Here is a 14,067-nt window from a genome sequence, read left to right as displayed (position 1 = left end):
AACGAAGTGAGTGGAGGGAGTTTGCCGATGCACCCCCGAAGCCGATCTTCTTCGTGCAGTCGGCCCGCCAGGGCCGACCGACCCAGCTGAGCCCCCACAGTCTCTCCCCGGCCGCTCCGCTCACGCGCACAGCAAGAAGGATCACGCAGGAGAAGCAGGCGGAAACAGCCGATCAAGCCCACCAAGGAACTCGGTGAAGTCGATCGGCTTGGTCCAGTAGTCGTCGAAGCCCGCCTGGCGAGCCCGTGCGATGTCTTCGGGCATCGCGTTGGCCGACAGCGCGACACATCGGATGTGCGCGGTCTCCGGTTGCGCTCGCAGGCGTCGCAGCACTTCGAAGCCGTCGAAATCGGGCAACTGCATGTCGATCAGCACCAGGTCGGGCTGCAGCTCGCGGGCCCGCTCGACGCCGGCTTCTCCGCTTGCGGCCGATTCGATCGACAGGCCTGCCTGGCCGCGGACCAGTTCCTCGACCAGCAGCACGTTCACCGGGTTGTCCTCGATGTAGAGCACCTGCCCGCGGCGCTCGCCCGGCGCCGGTTCCGGAACGCGCGCCGGCGTTGTCGCCGCAGGCCGCGCGCCGGCGGGCAGCGGCGCGGCCGGTGCATCGTCGCGCGGCAGGCGGACATCGAACTGCGATCCCGTACCCGGTTGGCTGCTGGCCATGACGGTTCCTTCCATGCGCTCGACGAGCGCCTTGACGACGGCCAGCCCGATGCCGGTGCCGTCGATGCCTTCGTTCTCGATGCCGAGCCGGTTGAACGGCTCGAACAGCTGCGGCAACTGGTCGGGCCGCAGCCCGCGACCCGTGTCTGCCACATGCAGCGTCACGTGCGTCGCATCGACCGTGCAGGTCAGCGTGACGCGTCCATGGGGCCGGTTGTACTTGATCCCGTTCGTCAACAGGTTGATCAGCACTTGGCGCAGCCGGATCCGGTCGGCGCGCACGGTCGCCTGCAGCCGGTCGGCATGCAGCGTCACGCCGTGCTCGCGCGCCAGCGCCTCCACCAGCGGCAAGGTCTCGTACACCACCTCGTGCAGCGCAAGCGGCTGCAGGTCCAGCCGCAGGTTGCCGCTCTCCAGGCTCGACAGGTCGAGCACGTCGTTGATCAGCGACAGCAGGTGCCGGCCGGCCGCGGCGATGTGCTCGACCTTGTGGTTGTGGTCGGCACTCAGCGCACGCGCGTCGAGTTGCAGCAGCTGCGCGAAGCCCAGCACCGCGTTCAGCGGCGTGCGCAGCTCGTGGCTCATGCGCGCCAGGAACTCCGACTTGGCCGAACTCTCGCGCTGCGCGACGGCCCGCTCCTGGCGAGCGATCTCGGCGCTGCGCGCATCGGTGATGTCCCAGTTCACCCCCATGTGGCGATGCACCTGGCCGCTCGCATCCGTCACCGCCGTCGAGCGCGAGGCCAGCCAGTGCACCGAACCGTCAGGCCACACGACGCGGAACTCATAGGCCGCGCTGCTGCGGTTGCGCACCGATTCCTCGAGCGCGGCCGCGACCCGCTCGCGGTCCTCGGGCCACACCAGCGCCGCGCGCTCGGCCTCGTTCGGCACGTGGTCCGACGGCTCCAGGCCGCGCAGCCGGAACATCGCCTCGTCCCACACCGAGGTGTCGGTGCGCGGCAGCCATTCCCAGGTGCCGATGCCCACGCTGCGCACCGCCAGGCCGATGCGCTCGTTCGCGCTGCGCAGCGCGGCTTCGGTCTTCACGCGCTCGGTCACGTCGATCGTGATGCCGAACAGCATCGGCCGGCCATCGCGCAATTCGCGCCGCACCCGGTTCACCAGCCAGCGCACCTCGCCGTCGGGGCGGCGGATGCGGTACTCGTGCTCCACCGACACCGCGTCGCTTGCGCGGATCTCGTCGCGCACGCGCTCCATGAAGGCGCGGTCGTCCGGGTGCACGACCTCGCCCATCCACTCGGCGCCCGATGGCACGCCCGCCTCCTTCGGCCGGCCGATGATGCGGAACATCTCGTCGTTCCACTCGGCCTGGCGGGTCTGCGGGTCGCGGCTCCAGATGCCCAGGCCCGCCGCCGTGGCGGCGATCTCCAGCCGCTTCGCGATCTCGGTCGCGCGCCGCGTGTGCTCGACCTGCTCGGTCACGTCGAGCGCGACGCCGACGAACTCGATCGGCGTGCCCTCGGCATCGCGGCGCACCACACGGCGCGTCAGCACATAGCGGAAGCTGCCGTCCGGGCGGCGGTAGCGGGCTTCCATGTCGACCGGGCGGTCCGAGCGCAGCGCGGCCTGCGAGGTGGCCAGCACCTGCGGCAGGTCGTCGGGGTGGATCAGCGCCCGCACCTCCTCCAGCGCCATGCCCTCGGGCCGCGGCGTGATGTCGAGCACCTGGTACGCGCGCTCGTTGTAGTACATGCGGTTGCGCTTCAGGTCATGGCGCCAGATCGCGATGTTGCCCAGGTCGACCGCGATCTTCAGCTGCGCGCTGGTGTCGTTGAACGACTCGGCCAGCTCGTAGGCCTCGGTGTCGTCGACCATGATGCCGATCGCGCGGGTCGGCGTGCCGCCGCCGGGGGGGGACTWGACCTCCCATTGCGAATGCACGCGCCGGATCCCGCCGTCGGGCATCACGATGCGGTAGCGCCGCGCGTACTGGCCGGGCTCGGTCATCGACTCGAAGATCCGCGGGTCGACCCGGTCGTCCGGGTGGATGTGCTGCGCGGTGCGCGCGAAGTTCGGCGTGCCGCCGGCCGGGTCCAGGCCGAAGAAGCGGAACATGTGGCGATCCCAGCGGCCTTCGCCGGACGGGATGTCACGCTCCCAGACGCCCAGGCGCCCGAATTCCTGCGCCATGTCGAGCAGCTCGGCGAGCCGGCGCGCCTCGTCGCCGAGCGCGCGCACGTCGGTGATGTCCTGCACCAGCAGCAGCYGCGGGCCGGGTGTCTGCAGGCTCAGCCAGCGCTGCGTGCCGGAGGGCGTGGTCCAGCGGTGTTCGGCGGCCGCCAGGGCAGCCTGCGGCGGCAGGCCGAGCAACTGGCGCACATCGCGCCCCTGCAATGCGCCGGGGGGCTGCCCGCAGGCGGCCTCGAGGCGGCCGTTGCTCCAGGCGATGAGGCCGGCGGCGTCGAGCTGCAGCAGCGCGTCGGGACTCGCGGCCAGCAGTGCCCGCGCCGTCTCGATCGGCAACTGCTCGCCGGGCGAATCGGAGGGGGACGCGTCGGGAACAGCCATGGAGGGCAAGTGTTGTGCCGAATGCGGCAGGCGTCCAGCGCACTTGCCCGCAGGGACGCCCGTCCGTGGCCAGCCGGGCTCAGCCAGCGACCTGCAGCACCAGCTTGCCGAAGTTCTCGCCGCTGAACAGCTTCAGCAAGGCCTGCGGGAAGTTCTCCAGCCCGGTGACCACGTCTTCCCGGCTGCGGATGCGGCCGGCCTGCAGCAGCTCGCCCAGCTCGGCGATGGCGACCGGGTAGCGGTCGGCGTARTCRAAYACCACSATGCCTTCCATGCGGGCGCGRTTGACCAGCAGCGACAGGTAGTTGGCGGGGCCTTTCACCGGGGTCGTGTTGTTGTACTGGCTGATCGCGCCGCAGATCACGATGCGGGCGTGGCGGTTGATGCGCGTCAGCACGGTGTCGAGGATCTCGCCGCCGACGTTGTCGAAGTAGATGTCGACGCCCTGCGGGCAGTTCTGCTTCAGGCCGTCCTTCACCGCGCCGGCCTTGTAGTCGATGCAGGCGTCGAAGCCCAGCTCCTTGACGACCCATTCGCACTTGGCGGGGCCGCCGGCGATGCCGACGGTGCGCAGGCCCTTCACCTTGGCGAGCTGGCCGACGGTCTGCCCGACCGCGCCGGCCGCGCCCGACACGACGATGGTCTCGCCGGGCTTCGGCTGGCCCACGTCCATCAGGCCGAACCAGGCCGTCATGCCGGGCATGCCGAGCACGTTGAGCCACTGCATCGGCGTGCCCAGCCGCGGGTCGATCTTGAACAGCGCATGGCGGCGGATGCCGGCCTCGGGGATCAGGCAGTACTGCTGCACGCCCAGCGTGGCGCTGACGGTGTCGCCGACCGCGAAGGCCGGGTTCTTCGAGGCGACGACGCTGCCGATGCCGCCGGCCCGCATCACCTCGCCGATGCCGACCGGCGGGATGTAGCTCTTGCCCTCGTTCATCCAGCCGCGCATCGCCGGGTCGAGCGACAGCGCCTGGGTCTTCACGAGCACGCCGCCGGCCTCGGGCTCGGCGACCGGCTCGGTCGTGAACTGCCAGTTGTCGGCGGTGGGCAGGCCGACCGGGCGGGCGGCCAGGCGGATCTGCTGGTTCTCGAGGGAGGTGGGCATCGCGATGTCTCCTGGATATGTTGGTTTTGGGGGATGCCGTTTGATGGTAGCGCCGATGTCGACCTTGTCCGACAGGCGATCAGGCGGGGCGCCGACAGGGGGCGCCGGGGGGCGAACCTACAGTCGTCACACTGAAGGAGAAATCGAGATGAGCAAGCTCTTGTGGACCCTGTGCGTGACCGCACCGATCGTCGCGCTGGCGGCGGGTTGCGATTCGAGCGACCACCGCACCGTCGGGCAGAAACTGGATTCGGCGGTGTCGACGGCCGAGCAGGCGGCCAACGAGGTGAAGCAGAACGCGAAGCAGTCGGTCGCCGACGTGAAGACCGCGGCCCGCGATGCGTCGCAGGCGAGCCAGGACGGCACCTCGCAGATCGGTCAGTCGATCGCCGACGGGGCGATCACGGCATCGATCAAGGCCGACATCGCGAAGGATCCGGACCTCAGCGCGCTGCGCGTGAACGTCGACACGCACGATGGCAAGGTGGCGCTGTACGGCTCGGCACCGAGCGAGGACGCCCGCCAGCGGGCCGAGCGCATCGCGATGGCGGTGAAGGGCGTGAGCGGCGTCGACAACAAGCTGGCGATCGAGACGGCGCAGGTCAAGCGGTAGGAAGCACTTCCCCAAAAGAAAACGCGGCCCGGGGGCCGCGTTCGTCTTGCAGCAGGGCTTGCGCCCTGCGCTGCATCACAGCACGCGAATGTTCGCGGCTTGCAGGCCCTTCTGGCCTTGCTTCACTTCGAATTCAACGCGCTGGTTTTCCAGCAGCGTCTTGAAGCCGTTGCCTTGAATGTCACGGAAGTGGGCGAACAGGTCAGCGCCGCCCGCGTCTTGAGCGATGAAGCCGTAGCCCTTGCTCTCGTTGAACCACTTCACGGTACCGGTTTGCGTCGTCATGGACGTTTCCTATTTCTATCAGTAGTAATGCGGCAGCACATGCCGACGCATGCAGAGACACTCAAGCGTTATTCGGGGATTTCAACAGAACCGGGCTGGAACCAGCACGGCGTCGCAAAAGATCACTCACAACCACAGTCTTGCGTATACCTGTGCGGCGGAATATACACCACGGGTCGGGACATTCCGCACACCGTGTCGAGAATCGTCCCCGGTGACGGTGTTTCCACACGACAGGCGGACGCGCCGGCAGCCACATCGCACAATGCCCGCCATTTGCGCGCCCGGTGCCCGCAAGGAGCTGCTGATGAAGACGAAAGCCGCCGTGGCCTGGAAGGCCGGCCACCCCTTGAGCATCGAGACGGTCGACCTGGCGGCGCCGCGCGCCGGCGAGGTGCTGGTGGAGGTGAAGGCGACCGGCATCTGCCACACCGACGAGTTCACGCTGTCGGGCGCCGATCCCGAAGGGTTGTTCCCGGCGATCCTCGGCCACGAGGGCGCGGGCGTGGTGCTGGAGGTCGGGCCGGGGGTCACGAGCCTGAAGCGCGACGACCACGTGATCCCGCTGTACACGCCGGAGTGCCGGCAGTGCAAGTTCTGCCTGTCGCGCAAGACCAACCTGTGCCAGCTGATCCGCGGCACGCAGGGCAAGGGGCTGATGCCGGACGCGACGAGCCGCTTCTCGATCGACGGCAAGCCGATCCTGCATTACATGGGCACATCGACCTTCAGCAACCACATCGTGGTGCCGGAGATCGCGCTGGCGAAGATCCGCAGCGACGCGCCGTTCGACAAGGTCTGCTACATCGGCTGCGGCGTGACGACGGGTGTCGGCGCGGTGCTCTTCACCGCGAAGGTGGAGGCGGGTGCGAACGTGGTCGTGTTCGGCCTGGGCGGGATCGGGCTGAACGTGATCCAGGGCGCGAAGATGGTGGGGGCCGACAAGATCATCGGCGTCGACCTGAACCCGGCGCGCGAGGCGATGGCGCGCAGCTTCGGCATGACGCACTTCATCAACCCGCGCGAGGTCGACAACGTGGTCGATGCGATCGTGCAGCTGACCGATGGCGGCGCCGACTACAGCTTCGAGTGCATCGGCAACACGACCACGATGCGGCAGGCGCTGGAGTGCTGCCACAAGGGCTGGGGGCAGAGCATCATCATCGGCGTGGCGGCGGCGGGGCAGGAGATCTCGACGCGCCCGTTCCAGCTGGTGACGGGCCGCGAGTGGAAGGGCTCGGCCTTCGGGGGTGCGCGCGGCCGCACCGACGTGCCGAAGATCGTCGACTGGTACATGGAAGGCAAGCTGCGCATCGACGAGCTGATCACGCACAAGCTGGCGTTGAACGACATCAACCACGGCTTTGACCTGATGAAGCGTGGCGAGTCGATCCGTTCGGTGGTGGTGTATGACTGAAAGCGTGACTGGCGGCGGGCCGGTGAAGACCTTGTCGGAGCAGGCGTGCTTCGGTGGCGTGCAAGGTTTTCACGAGCATGTGTCGGACGCGATCGGCCTGCCGATGCGCTTCGGCGTGTTCAGGCCGCCGCAGGCCGCGTCGGGACGCGTGCCGGTGCTGATCTACCTGGCCGGCCTGGAGTGCAACGAGCAGACCTTCGCGATGAAGGCGGGCGCACAGCAGCACGCGGCAAAGCTCGGGCTGATGCTCGTGACGCCGGACACGAGTCCGCGCGGCACCGGCATCGCCGAGGCCGATGCGTCGTGGGATTTCGGCACGGCGGCCAGCTTCTACCTCGATGCCACCGAAGCGCCGTGGCGCACGCACTGGCGCATGGCCAGCTGGCTGACGCAGGAACTGCCGGCGCTGATCGAAGCGCAGTTCGCGGCGGACACGAGCCGTCTCGGCCTGTTCGGGCACTCGATGGGTGGGCATGGCGCACTGACGCTGGGCCTGAAGCATCCAACGCTGTTCCGCAGCGTCTCGGCCTTCGCGCCGATTGCCGCGCCGATGCAGAGCCCGTGGGGCGACAAGGCGTTCCGTGGCTACCTGGGTGAAGACCGGCAGGCCTGGCGCGAGCACGATGCCACCGAGCTGGTGAAGGCCGGGGCGCGCACATCGCACCTGCTGATCGACCAGGGCCTGGCCGATCGATTCCTGGCGACGCAGTTGCATCCGGAGCTGTTCGAAGCTGCCTGCAACGCGGCCGGTCAGCCGTTGACCTTGCGACGCCATGCGGGCTTCGACCACGGCTACTACTTCATCTCGACCTTCATGGCCGACCACATCGCGCATCACGCCGAAGCGCTCTCGCGACAATGAAACTCTCAGTCCTGGATCAATCCGTCGCATTGAGCGGCCAAGGCGAAGACGCCGCCATCCGCGACACCCTCGAGCTCGCGCAGCACTGCGAAGCCCTCGGCTATGAGCGCTTCTGGGTCAGCGAGCACCACAGCCTGCCAACGATCGTCGGCAGCGCGCCCGAGATCGTGATGGCCGCGATCGCCGCCCGCACCAGCCGCATCCGCATCGGCAGTGCCGGCGTGATGCTGCCGCACTACGCGGCACTGAAAGTGTCCGAGCAGTTTCGCGTGCTCGAGGCGCTGGCACCCGGTCGCATCGACCTCGGTGTCGGCCGCGCTCCCGGCGGCGACATGCGCACCGCGCAGGCGCTCAATCCGCATGCGTATGGCAGTGCGGAGAATTTCCCGGAGCAGGTGCGTGACCTGCAGGCCTGGACCAGCGGCCTGCGCCATCGCGGCATCGTCGCGCACCCGCGCGGCGAGCATGCGCCGCAGGTGTGGATCCTCGGCAGCTCCGACTATGGCGCGCAGATGGCCGCGCAGTTCGGGCTGCCCTATGCGTTCGCCTATTTCTTCACCGACGGACAAGGCGCCGAGCAGGCGCTCGACCTGTACCACCGCCTCTACCAGCCGAGCGAGCGGCATCCCAAGCCACAGGCGACCGTCTGCGTCTGGGCCCTGGCGGCCGATACCGAAGAGACCGCGCTGCACTTGGCCTTGAGCCGCGAGCGCTGGCGCGTCGACCGCAACCGCGGCCTGCTCGGGCCGCTGCAGTCTCCGGATCAGATCGCCGCGCGTGGCTTCACGCCGGACGAGATGGCGGTCATCGAGCCGATGCGGCGCAAGGCGTTTGTCGGCACGGCTGCGCAAGTGGCCGACAAGCTGCGCGCGCTCGCCAGCGATTTCGGGCTGGAAGAACTCGTGATCAACACCTGGGCGCACGATCCCGCGGTGCGGCGGCATTCGTATGCGCTGCTCGCGCGACAATTCGCCGCATGAACCAGATCGATTTCGAACTGCGCGGCGACTTCATCCCGCTCGATGCCCTGTTGAAGGCCACCGGCGTGTGCCACAGCGGAGGCGCCGCGAAGACGATGGTGGCCGAGGGCAAGGTCGAGGTCGATGGGCAGACCGAACTGCGCAAGACCTGCAAGATCAGGGCGGGGCAGGTGGTCGGCCTGACCGGCACGCGCATTCGCGTGCTGGTGCCGACGCAGCCCGCCCCGGAAGGTGCCTGGAAGGCGACAGATCAGAAGCGATAGTTCACGCCGACCGAGAACAGGTCGGTGTTGTCCTTGATGTCCAGCGCCTTCACGCGGTACCGCTCCCATTCACCACGGATCGCGGTGTTCTTCGACAGGTCGTACTGAACGCCCGCACCGTACTTCACGTCGGTGCCGCGCTCGCTGTCGTTCACGCCGTTGACCGTGCGATCGGCCTTGCCGTTGTAGACACCCACGCGGCCCAGCAGCGAGAAGTCCTGCGCCACCGGGAAGGTGCCGACGGCGTCGAGGAACACGCCGTTGTTCAGCTTCAGCTCACTGCCGCTGGCGCTGTACTTGCCCAGCCCGACCCAGCCGCCTTCCAGGCTGAAGTTCGGCGTGAACTGGTAGCCGCCGTAGATCTTGCCGCCGGTGTCGGTGGTGTCGATGTCCAGCCCGCCGATGTTGTCGCCGTGGAACTTGGTCGTGCCGATGCTGCCGCCGACGTACGGGCCGGGTTGCACCGATTGGGCGTGCGCTGCGAGTGCCATCAGCGAGGCGGCCGAGGCGATGATGAGTTTGCTGCTCAGTTTGATCATGCTTTCACTCCTGTTTCTCTCAGTAGGACTGCCGGATCGCTTGTCCGACATGCAAGCAGGATCAGCCGCGCATGTGAACGCGACACCTCCTCAACGTGAAGTTTTTCGAGGGCCTGCAACATGATGTTGCAGTGCAGCAGAAAGGCGGAACTTCCCCGGCAAACCGGGCTCGAAGGCCCAGCTCAGCGCGGCTTGCTCGCGCGGGCCGCGCGGTCTCTTTCTCGCAACATGAAGAGGTAGAGGCTCTCGACCTTCTCGCGCGCCCACGGTGTCTTGCGCAGCACCTTCAGGCTCGACGGGATGCTCGGTTCGATGCTGAAGCAGCGCAGCTGGACGCGCTCGGCCAGGCCCGGCCAGCCGTAGTGCGCGACCAGCTCGGTCAGCAAGGCCTCGAGCGTGAGGCCGTGCAGCGGGTTGCGGGGTTGGGCGGGTGTGTCGCTCATCCAGACAGCCTTGCGAGATCGGCCTTCAATGCGCGCACGGCCGACACCGCATCGGCGTGGTCGCGCAGGAACGAGAAATCGGCGAAGTCGAAGCCCGGTGCCACCGTCGCCCCCACGTACGCGAAGTCGCCGACCGGCTCGGCGGCCTGCCACCACTGTGCCGGCACCGTGAAGCGCGGCTGCGTCGCGGCGCTCACCGGCGCCAGCGTCACCGATTCGATGCGATCCAGCGACGGCGGCATCAGCCACAGCCGCAGCGGTCCGCCTTCGAGCAGGTGCCAGACCTCGTCCGACGCGACGCGGTGCCACGCACTGTACTGGCCGCGGCCGAGCAGGAAATCGATGCTCGTCAGCGCGCTGCGCGGCGGGCGGCCATCGCCCGGCGTGATGGATGACGCCGCGCGGAAGAACTCGCGGTAGTGCCCGCCCTCGGGATGCGGCTGCAGCTGCAGCAGCGCGATCAGCTCGGCCGCGCGCGGATGGAGGACACCGCTCATGCGACGTACAGCAGCACGGTGACGAAGTGGCAGGCCGTGCCCGCCAGCACGAACAGGTGCCACACGCCATGCGCATGGCGCCAGCGCTCGTCGTTCGCGTAGAACACGATGCCGCCGGTGTAGCACAGCCCGCCCGCCACCAGCCAGGCGAGTGCCGCCCACGGCAGCTCGCGCACCAGCGGCACCGCGGCGATCAGCGCCAGCCAGCCCATCGCCACGTACAGCGGCACGGAAGGAATGCGCTCGCGGCCCAGGCTCAATTCCTTCACGATGCCGACCACCGCGAGCCCCCACACCACGCCGAACAACGACCAGCCCCACGGCCCGCGCAGCGTGACCAGCGCGAACGGCGTGTAGGTGCCGGCGATCAGCAGGTAGATGGCGCAGTGGTCGAACTTCACCAGCACGCGCTTGGCTGCGCCGCGCACGCTGTGGTACAGCGTCGATGCGCCGTACAGCAGGATCATGGTGGCTGCGAAGATGCTCGCGCCGACGATCTGCCAGGCATCGCCGTGCAGCGACGACTGCACGATCAGCACCGTGCCGCCGCCGATCGCCAGCAGCAGGCCGGCCAGGTGCGTGAAGCTGTTGAAACGCTCGCCGTGGTACATGAAACCCGCTTTCTGAAAAGGCTTGAGGAGGCGCAGGCCGCAAGCATAGCGGCAGCACGATGACGCTTTCGGGCTGGCATCATCGCGGCATGACCGAACGCATGCTGCCCCCTTACGTCACCGCCTCGCAACTCGTGCCCGACCTGCGCGCCAAGGGCCACGGCGTGATCAGCCCGGCCGGCCTGCGCGACTGGCTCGCGGCCGACGCGGCCGAGCTGCAGGCGCTGGAGGCCAGCTGGGACGACCTGCCGCCCGACGGCTACCTGCGCGATGGCGGCCGCTACCGGCGGCGCCGCCATTCCTGCTTCGTGGTCGACGGCACGACGCTCACGCCGTCGCCGCATCGCGCGCACTGGCAGCCGGTGGCCTACAACGCGCTGCACGGCGGCATCGAGCGCTGGTTCGAGCCGATGGCGGCCGGCGTCGTCGCGCAGCCGGTGTGGGCGCGCCTGCTGCTGCGCATGGCCGAGGCCTGCAGCGCGCTGAAGGGCGCGCGGCCGTGGTTCGTCGAGGCGCACCAGTTCCGCATCGACACCACCGATGGCATCGGCCGGCCGACGCCCGAGGGCGCACACCGCGACGGCGTCGACTTYGTCGCGGTGCTGTTGGTCGGCCGCCGCGGCGTGAAGGGCGGCGAGACGCGGGTCTTCGAGGCCGAGGGCCCGAACGGCATCCGCTTCACGATGAGCGAGCCGTGGACCACGCTGATGCTCGACGACGAACGCGTGATCCATGAGAGCACGCCGATCCAGCCGCTGTCGGCCGATGCGCAGCACAGCGCGCACCGCGACACGCTGGTGCTGACCTTCCGCCAGGGCGGGTTCCAAGGTCCGCTGGGGGGCTGAGTTCGCCGAGGCGCGGCCGGTTCGTCGCGCCCGGCTGCAGTTCATCCGCGCGCCGGGCCGGGCCGTCGCAACACGCTGGGAACGGGCGGAGTGGCTGCCGATACTGACTCCATCGACGACACAAACCACCGACTGGAGCCCGACATGACCACCACCCGCCTGACCCAACTGACGCTGATCGTTGCCACGCTGTCCGCCGCCGTGCTGCTGTGCCAGCCGCGGGTCCAGGCCGGCGCGCAGGTCGCCGCGGTGGCGCCGGAAGTGATCACGATGCCGATGGTCACCATCACCGGCAAGAAGATGCCGGTGATCGTGATGCCGCAGGTGGTCGTGACCGGCAAGCGTGAAGCCAGCGACGTGCAGCTCGCGCAGCAGGCCCGTGCGGCGCGCGGCGAGCGCGGCTGAAATCAGCGTTGAAAGACCTGAAAGACCCTGCGCCGGGGCCGGCCTGATAATGCCGGCTCGCCAACGAGGTGCCCCTTGTCCATGATCTTCCGCCGCGTGTTCGCCTTCCTGATTCGCCTGGTCGCCATCGTGATCGGCGCCGTCTTCGCGGCCGGGCTGCTGCTGCTGGGCATCGTCCTCACGCTGACACTGATCACGTGGGCACTGCTGCGCGGCCGCAAGCCCCAGGTGCGGCGCTTCAAGGTCGATCCGCGCCAGCCGTTCGGCGGCTTCACGCGGGGTGGTGCGGCGGTCGACCCGGCCAACGTGGTCGACGTCGAAGCGCGCGAAGTCCCCTCCGCCCCACCCAGACTCGACCGTTCCTAGGCTCAGGCGTCCCGAACGTCCGCCACCGRCTGGCTGCCGAAATCGGTGCGGTCCAGGTAGGCCAGCACCTTGGCCGCGGCCTCGGCCGGCGACGCCAGCCCGCCGTTGCGCTGCAGGTTCACGAAATGCGACTGGTCCGGGAAGCCATCCGCCGGGTTGTCGCGCAGCCGGGCCTGCATCTCGGTGTCGATCACGCCGGGCGCCAGCGAGACGATCTTCGCGCCGTTCGGCTGCAGCGCTTCATCGAGCGCGATCGTGCGGGCCGCATGATCGAGCCCGGCCTTGGCCGCAGCGTAGATCGCCTGGCCGGCCATCGCGCGCCGCCCGAGGCCTGACGAGATCTGCAGCACGCGCCGCCGTGTCGGCCACGTGAGCGTCGCGCGCAGGAACGCGGCGGTCAGCAGCAGCGGTGCCTCCAGCCCGACGCGCAGCGCGTTCGACACATCGGTGCCGTCGACATGACCCAGCGGGCCGACGCGCGTCAGCACGCCGGCGTTGTTGATCAGCGTCGCGGTGTCGAACGAGGTGTGGTCGATCTGCGCGAGCCATGCCGACAGCCGGTGCGCCACCGGCAGCGGTGTCGCGAGGTCCATCGCCCATTGTTCGCAGCGTGCGTTGGCGGCACCGGCCTTCAGGGCCAGCGCCTCGCTGGTGCGCCGCGAGATGCACAGCAGTTGCGTGCCGGGGGCGAGCAGTCGTTCCGCCATTGCCGCACCCAGGCCGCGCGATGCGCCGGTGACGATGTAAAGCGATCGAATCATCCCAACGCTCCAATCCAGCAGGGGAGCCGCATTGTCGCGCCTTTGCAATGACATTGACGCGTGGATACCGGCCATGCCACACTGCGCGCCCGAAGTCCCCAGCCGCCCCGGTTGGGTCCGCTCCCACAGCCACAAGGAGACCACGCGATGAGAACCACTGACATTGCCCTCCTGCTGTCCGCGGATTGCACTTCGCTCCAGCGCTGATCGAGCCCGACTCCCTCTTCGGGTCCTGATCTTCCCGCCGGCGCCCCTGCCGCCGCGGCACAGCTTTCATTCCTTCGTTGCCCCGCACGGCCTTCGCCGCACGGGGCTCCTGGCTCGGCGCGTGCGCCGGCTGCGATGATGAAAGACACCACCCACCATGATCGAGATCGATGTCGAGCGCCTGCGCTCGATGGGGCTCACGCCCGCGATGGCCGCCGAGGCCGCCTCCTTTTCCACGTTTCCCGCGTCCCTTCCTGAAACCTTCCCACCCGGCGCCCGCCTGATGCGCCTGACCGAAGTGCACCGCGAGACCGTCGAGCTGCACGACGGCGAGCACTCGCACAGTGCGCGCGTGCTGCCACGCCTGATGCGCGCGCTCGATGACGACGACACCGGCCTGGCCGTCGGCGACTGGGTCATCGGCGCCGCCGACGCCCACGGCCAGTGCTGGGTGCACGAACGCGTGCCGCCGCTCAGCCACATCGCGCGGCGCGATGCCGACGGGCGCCGCCACCCGGTCGTCAGCAATGTCGACACCGCCTTCCTCGTGATGGGGCTGGACGACGACTTCAACCCGCGCCGCCTGGAGCGCTACCTGATCCTGGTGCAGGGCAGCGGCGTGCAGCCGGTGGTCGTGCTGACCAAGGCCGATGCGGTGCCGCCGCAGGCC

The 14,067-nt window shown here is 68.9% G+C and carries 17 protein-coding genes; 9 read left to right on the top strand and 8 right to left on the bottom strand.

The genetic code is table 11. From position 1 onward, the window contains the following. Positions 1-141 precede the first annotated feature (141 nt). Both AC1D12_RS09680 and AC1D12_RS09675 read right to left on the bottom strand, forming a co-directional pair. On the bottom strand, positions 142-3,195 hold the full coding sequence (locus AC1D12_RS09680) for a PAS domain-containing protein (protein WP_477840131.1): 3,054 nt from the start codon (positions 3,193-3,195) through the stop codon (positions 142-144). Between the two features lie 79 nt (positions 3,196-3,274). Then, complete coding sequence (locus tag AC1D12_RS09675; protein ID WP_477840129.1) at positions 3,275-4,303, bottom strand: NADP-dependent oxidoreductase; 1,029 nt, start codon at positions 4,301-4,303, stop codon at positions 3,275-3,277. 148 nt (positions 4,304-4,451) lie between these two features. Between AC1D12_RS09675 and AC1D12_RS09670 the strand changes: the two genes are divergently transcribed. Further along, positions 4,452-4,916 carry a BON domain-containing protein gene (locus tag AC1D12_RS09670; protein ID WP_052213033.1) on the top strand — a complete coding sequence of 155 codons (465 nt, stop codon included), beginning with the start codon at positions 4,452-4,454 and terminating at the stop codon, positions 4,914-4,916. Positions 4,917-4,991: 75 nt separating this feature from the next. Here the strand turns inward: AC1D12_RS09670 and AC1D12_RS09665 are convergent, their stop codons facing one another. Then, positions 4,992-5,201 carry a cold-shock protein gene (locus AC1D12_RS09665; protein WP_047511365.1) on the bottom strand — a complete coding sequence of 70 codons (210 nt, stop codon included), beginning with the start codon at positions 5,199-5,201 and terminating at the stop codon, positions 4,992-4,994. 307 nt (positions 5,202-5,508) lie between these two features. On the opposite strand from AC1D12_RS09665, the gene AC1D12_RS09660 reads away from it, so the two are divergent. From AC1D12_RS09660 to AC1D12_RS09645, 4 genes are read left to right on the top strand one after another with little or no spacing between them, the layout of a single operon-like run. Further along, positions 5,509-6,618, top strand: coding sequence for an S-(hydroxymethyl)glutathione dehydrogenase/class III alcohol dehydrogenase (locus AC1D12_RS09660; protein WP_047512248.1), 1,110 nt, complete (start codon positions 5,509-5,511; stop codon positions 6,616-6,618). Further along, positions 6,611-7,480 (top strand): S-formylglutathione hydrolase, encoded by an 870-nt coding sequence (gene fghA / locus AC1D12_RS09655; protein WP_477826131.1) that lies wholly within the window; start codon positions 6,611-6,613, stop codon positions 7,478-7,480. The genes AC1D12_RS09660 and fghA overlap by 8 nt, the downstream gene beginning before the upstream one ends. Then, positions 7,477-8,460: an LLM class flavin-dependent oxidoreductase gene (locus AC1D12_RS09650; RefSeq protein ID WP_465113171.1), complete on the top strand. Its 984-nt coding sequence runs from the start codon at positions 7,477-7,479 to the stop codon at positions 8,458-8,460. Before fghA ends, AC1D12_RS09650 begins: the two co-directional genes overlap by 4 nt. After that, positions 8,457-8,723, top strand: a complete 267-nt coding sequence (locus AC1D12_RS09645) for an RNA-binding S4 domain-containing protein (RefSeq protein ID WP_047511371.1) — start codon at positions 8,457-8,459, stop codon at positions 8,721-8,723. Before AC1D12_RS09650 ends, AC1D12_RS09645 begins: the two co-directional genes overlap by 4 nt. Here AC1D12_RS09645 and AC1D12_RS09640 read toward each other — a convergent pair. The 4 genes from AC1D12_RS09640 to trhA form a co-directional block, all read right to left on the bottom strand. Beyond that, positions 8,711-9,262: a porin family protein gene (locus AC1D12_RS09640; protein ID WP_052213034.1), complete on the bottom strand. Its 552-nt coding sequence runs from the start codon at positions 9,260-9,262 to the stop codon at positions 8,711-8,713. The genes AC1D12_RS09645 and AC1D12_RS09640 overlap by 13 nt on opposite strands. Positions 9,263-9,444: 182 nt before the next feature. Beyond that, a complete protein-coding gene (locus tag AC1D12_RS09635) occupies positions 9,445-9,705 on the bottom strand; it encodes a VF530 family protein (RefSeq protein WP_047511373.1) in 261 nt (86 codons plus the stop codon). Continuing rightward, positions 9,702-10,202, bottom strand: coding sequence for a cupin domain-containing protein (locus AC1D12_RS09630; RefSeq protein ID WP_477826129.1), 501 nt, complete (start codon positions 10,200-10,202; stop codon positions 9,702-9,704). The genes AC1D12_RS09635 and AC1D12_RS09630 overlap by 4 nt, the downstream gene beginning before the upstream one ends. Continuing rightward, positions 10,199-10,813, bottom strand: a complete 615-nt coding sequence (gene trhA, locus AC1D12_RS09625; protein WP_465113173.1) for a PAQR family membrane homeostasis protein TrhA — start codon at positions 10,811-10,813, stop codon at positions 10,199-10,201. Before trhA ends, AC1D12_RS09630 begins: the two co-directional genes overlap by 4 nt. An 89-nt stretch (positions 10,814-10,902) precedes the next feature. Here trhA and AC1D12_RS09620 point away from each other — a divergent pair, with 89 nt between their 5' ends. From AC1D12_RS09620 to AC1D12_RS09610, 3 genes are all read left to right on the top strand, one after another. Beyond that, positions 10,903-11,658, top strand: coding sequence for a 2OG-Fe dioxygenase family protein (locus AC1D12_RS09620; protein ID WP_477826128.1), 756 nt, complete (start codon positions 10,903-10,905; stop codon positions 11,656-11,658). Positions 11,659-11,802: 144 nt separating this feature from the next. After that, a complete protein-coding gene (locus AC1D12_RS09615; RefSeq protein ID WP_047511379.1) occupies positions 11,803-12,063 on the top strand; it encodes a hypothetical protein in 261 nt (86 codons plus the stop codon). 75 nt (positions 12,064-12,138) lie between these two features. Continuing rightward, positions 12,139-12,429 carry a hypothetical protein gene (locus AC1D12_RS09610; protein WP_465113175.1) on the top strand — a complete coding sequence of 97 codons (291 nt, stop codon included), beginning with the start codon at positions 12,139-12,141 and terminating at the stop codon, positions 12,427-12,429. A 2-nt stretch (positions 12,430-12,431) separates the two neighbouring features. Here AC1D12_RS09610 and AC1D12_RS09605 read toward each other — a convergent pair whose 3' ends face one another. Next, positions 12,432-13,190 carry an SDR family NAD(P)-dependent oxidoreductase gene (locus AC1D12_RS09605; RefSeq protein WP_477840126.1) on the bottom strand — a complete coding sequence of 253 codons (759 nt, stop codon included), beginning with the start codon at positions 13,188-13,190 and terminating at the stop codon, positions 12,432-12,434. A gap of 364 nt (positions 13,191-13,554) precedes the next feature. On the opposite strand from AC1D12_RS09605, the gene rsgA reads away from it, so the two are divergent. Beyond that, positions 13,555-14,067 (top strand): GTPase RsgA (rsgA, locus tag AC1D12_RS09600; protein WP_477840124.1); only part of this gene is annotated, 513 nt, incomplete at its 3' end.

This window comes from Rhizobacter sp. P1_G5 (genome assembly GCF_056405435.1).
Note: the sequence above shows the minus strand (reverse complement) of the source record. Positions and strands in the feature narration are given on the sequence as shown.

Excerpts from the sequence above, each read along its gene's own strand:
- AC1D12_RS09670 (WP_052213033.1), top strand. The coding sequence starts at position 4,452 with ATGAGCAAGCTCTTGTGGACCCTGTGCGTGACCGCACCGATCGTCGCG.
- AC1D12_RS09665 (WP_047511365.1), bottom strand. The coding sequence starts at position 5,201 with ATGACGACGCAAACCGGTACCGTGAAGTGGTTCAACGAGAGCAAGGGC.
- AC1D12_RS09660 (WP_047512248.1), top strand. The coding sequence starts at position 5,509 with ATGAAGACGAAAGCCGCCGTGGCCTGGAAGGCCGGCCACCCCTTGAGC.
- fghA (WP_477826131.1), top strand. The coding sequence starts at position 6,611 with ATGACTGAAAGCGTGACTGGCGGCGGGCCGGTGAAGACCTTGTCGGAG.
- AC1D12_RS09650 (WP_465113171.1), top strand. The coding sequence starts at position 7,477 with ATGAAACTCTCAGTCCTGGATCAATCCGTCGCATTGAGCGGCCAAGGC.
- AC1D12_RS09645 (WP_047511371.1), top strand. The coding sequence starts at position 8,457 with ATGAACCAGATCGATTTCGAACTGCGCGGCGACTTCATCCCGCTCGAT.
- AC1D12_RS09640 (WP_052213034.1), bottom strand. The coding sequence starts at position 9,262 with ATGATCAAACTGAGCAGCAAACTCATCATCGCCTCGGCCGCCTCGCTG.
- AC1D12_RS09635 (WP_047511373.1), bottom strand. The coding sequence starts at position 9,705 with ATGAGCGACACACCCGCCCAACCCCGCAACCCGCTGCACGGCCTCACG.
- AC1D12_RS09630 (WP_477826129.1), bottom strand. The coding sequence starts at position 10,202 with ATGAGCGGTGTCCTCCATCCGCGCGCGGCCGAGCTGATCGCGCTGCTG.
- trhA (WP_465113173.1), bottom strand. The coding sequence starts at position 10,813 with ATGTACCACGGCGAGCGTTTCAACAGCTTCACGCACCTGGCCGGCCTG.
- AC1D12_RS09615 (WP_047511379.1), top strand. The coding sequence starts at position 11,803 with ATGACCACCACCCGCCTGACCCAACTGACGCTGATCGTTGCCACGCTG.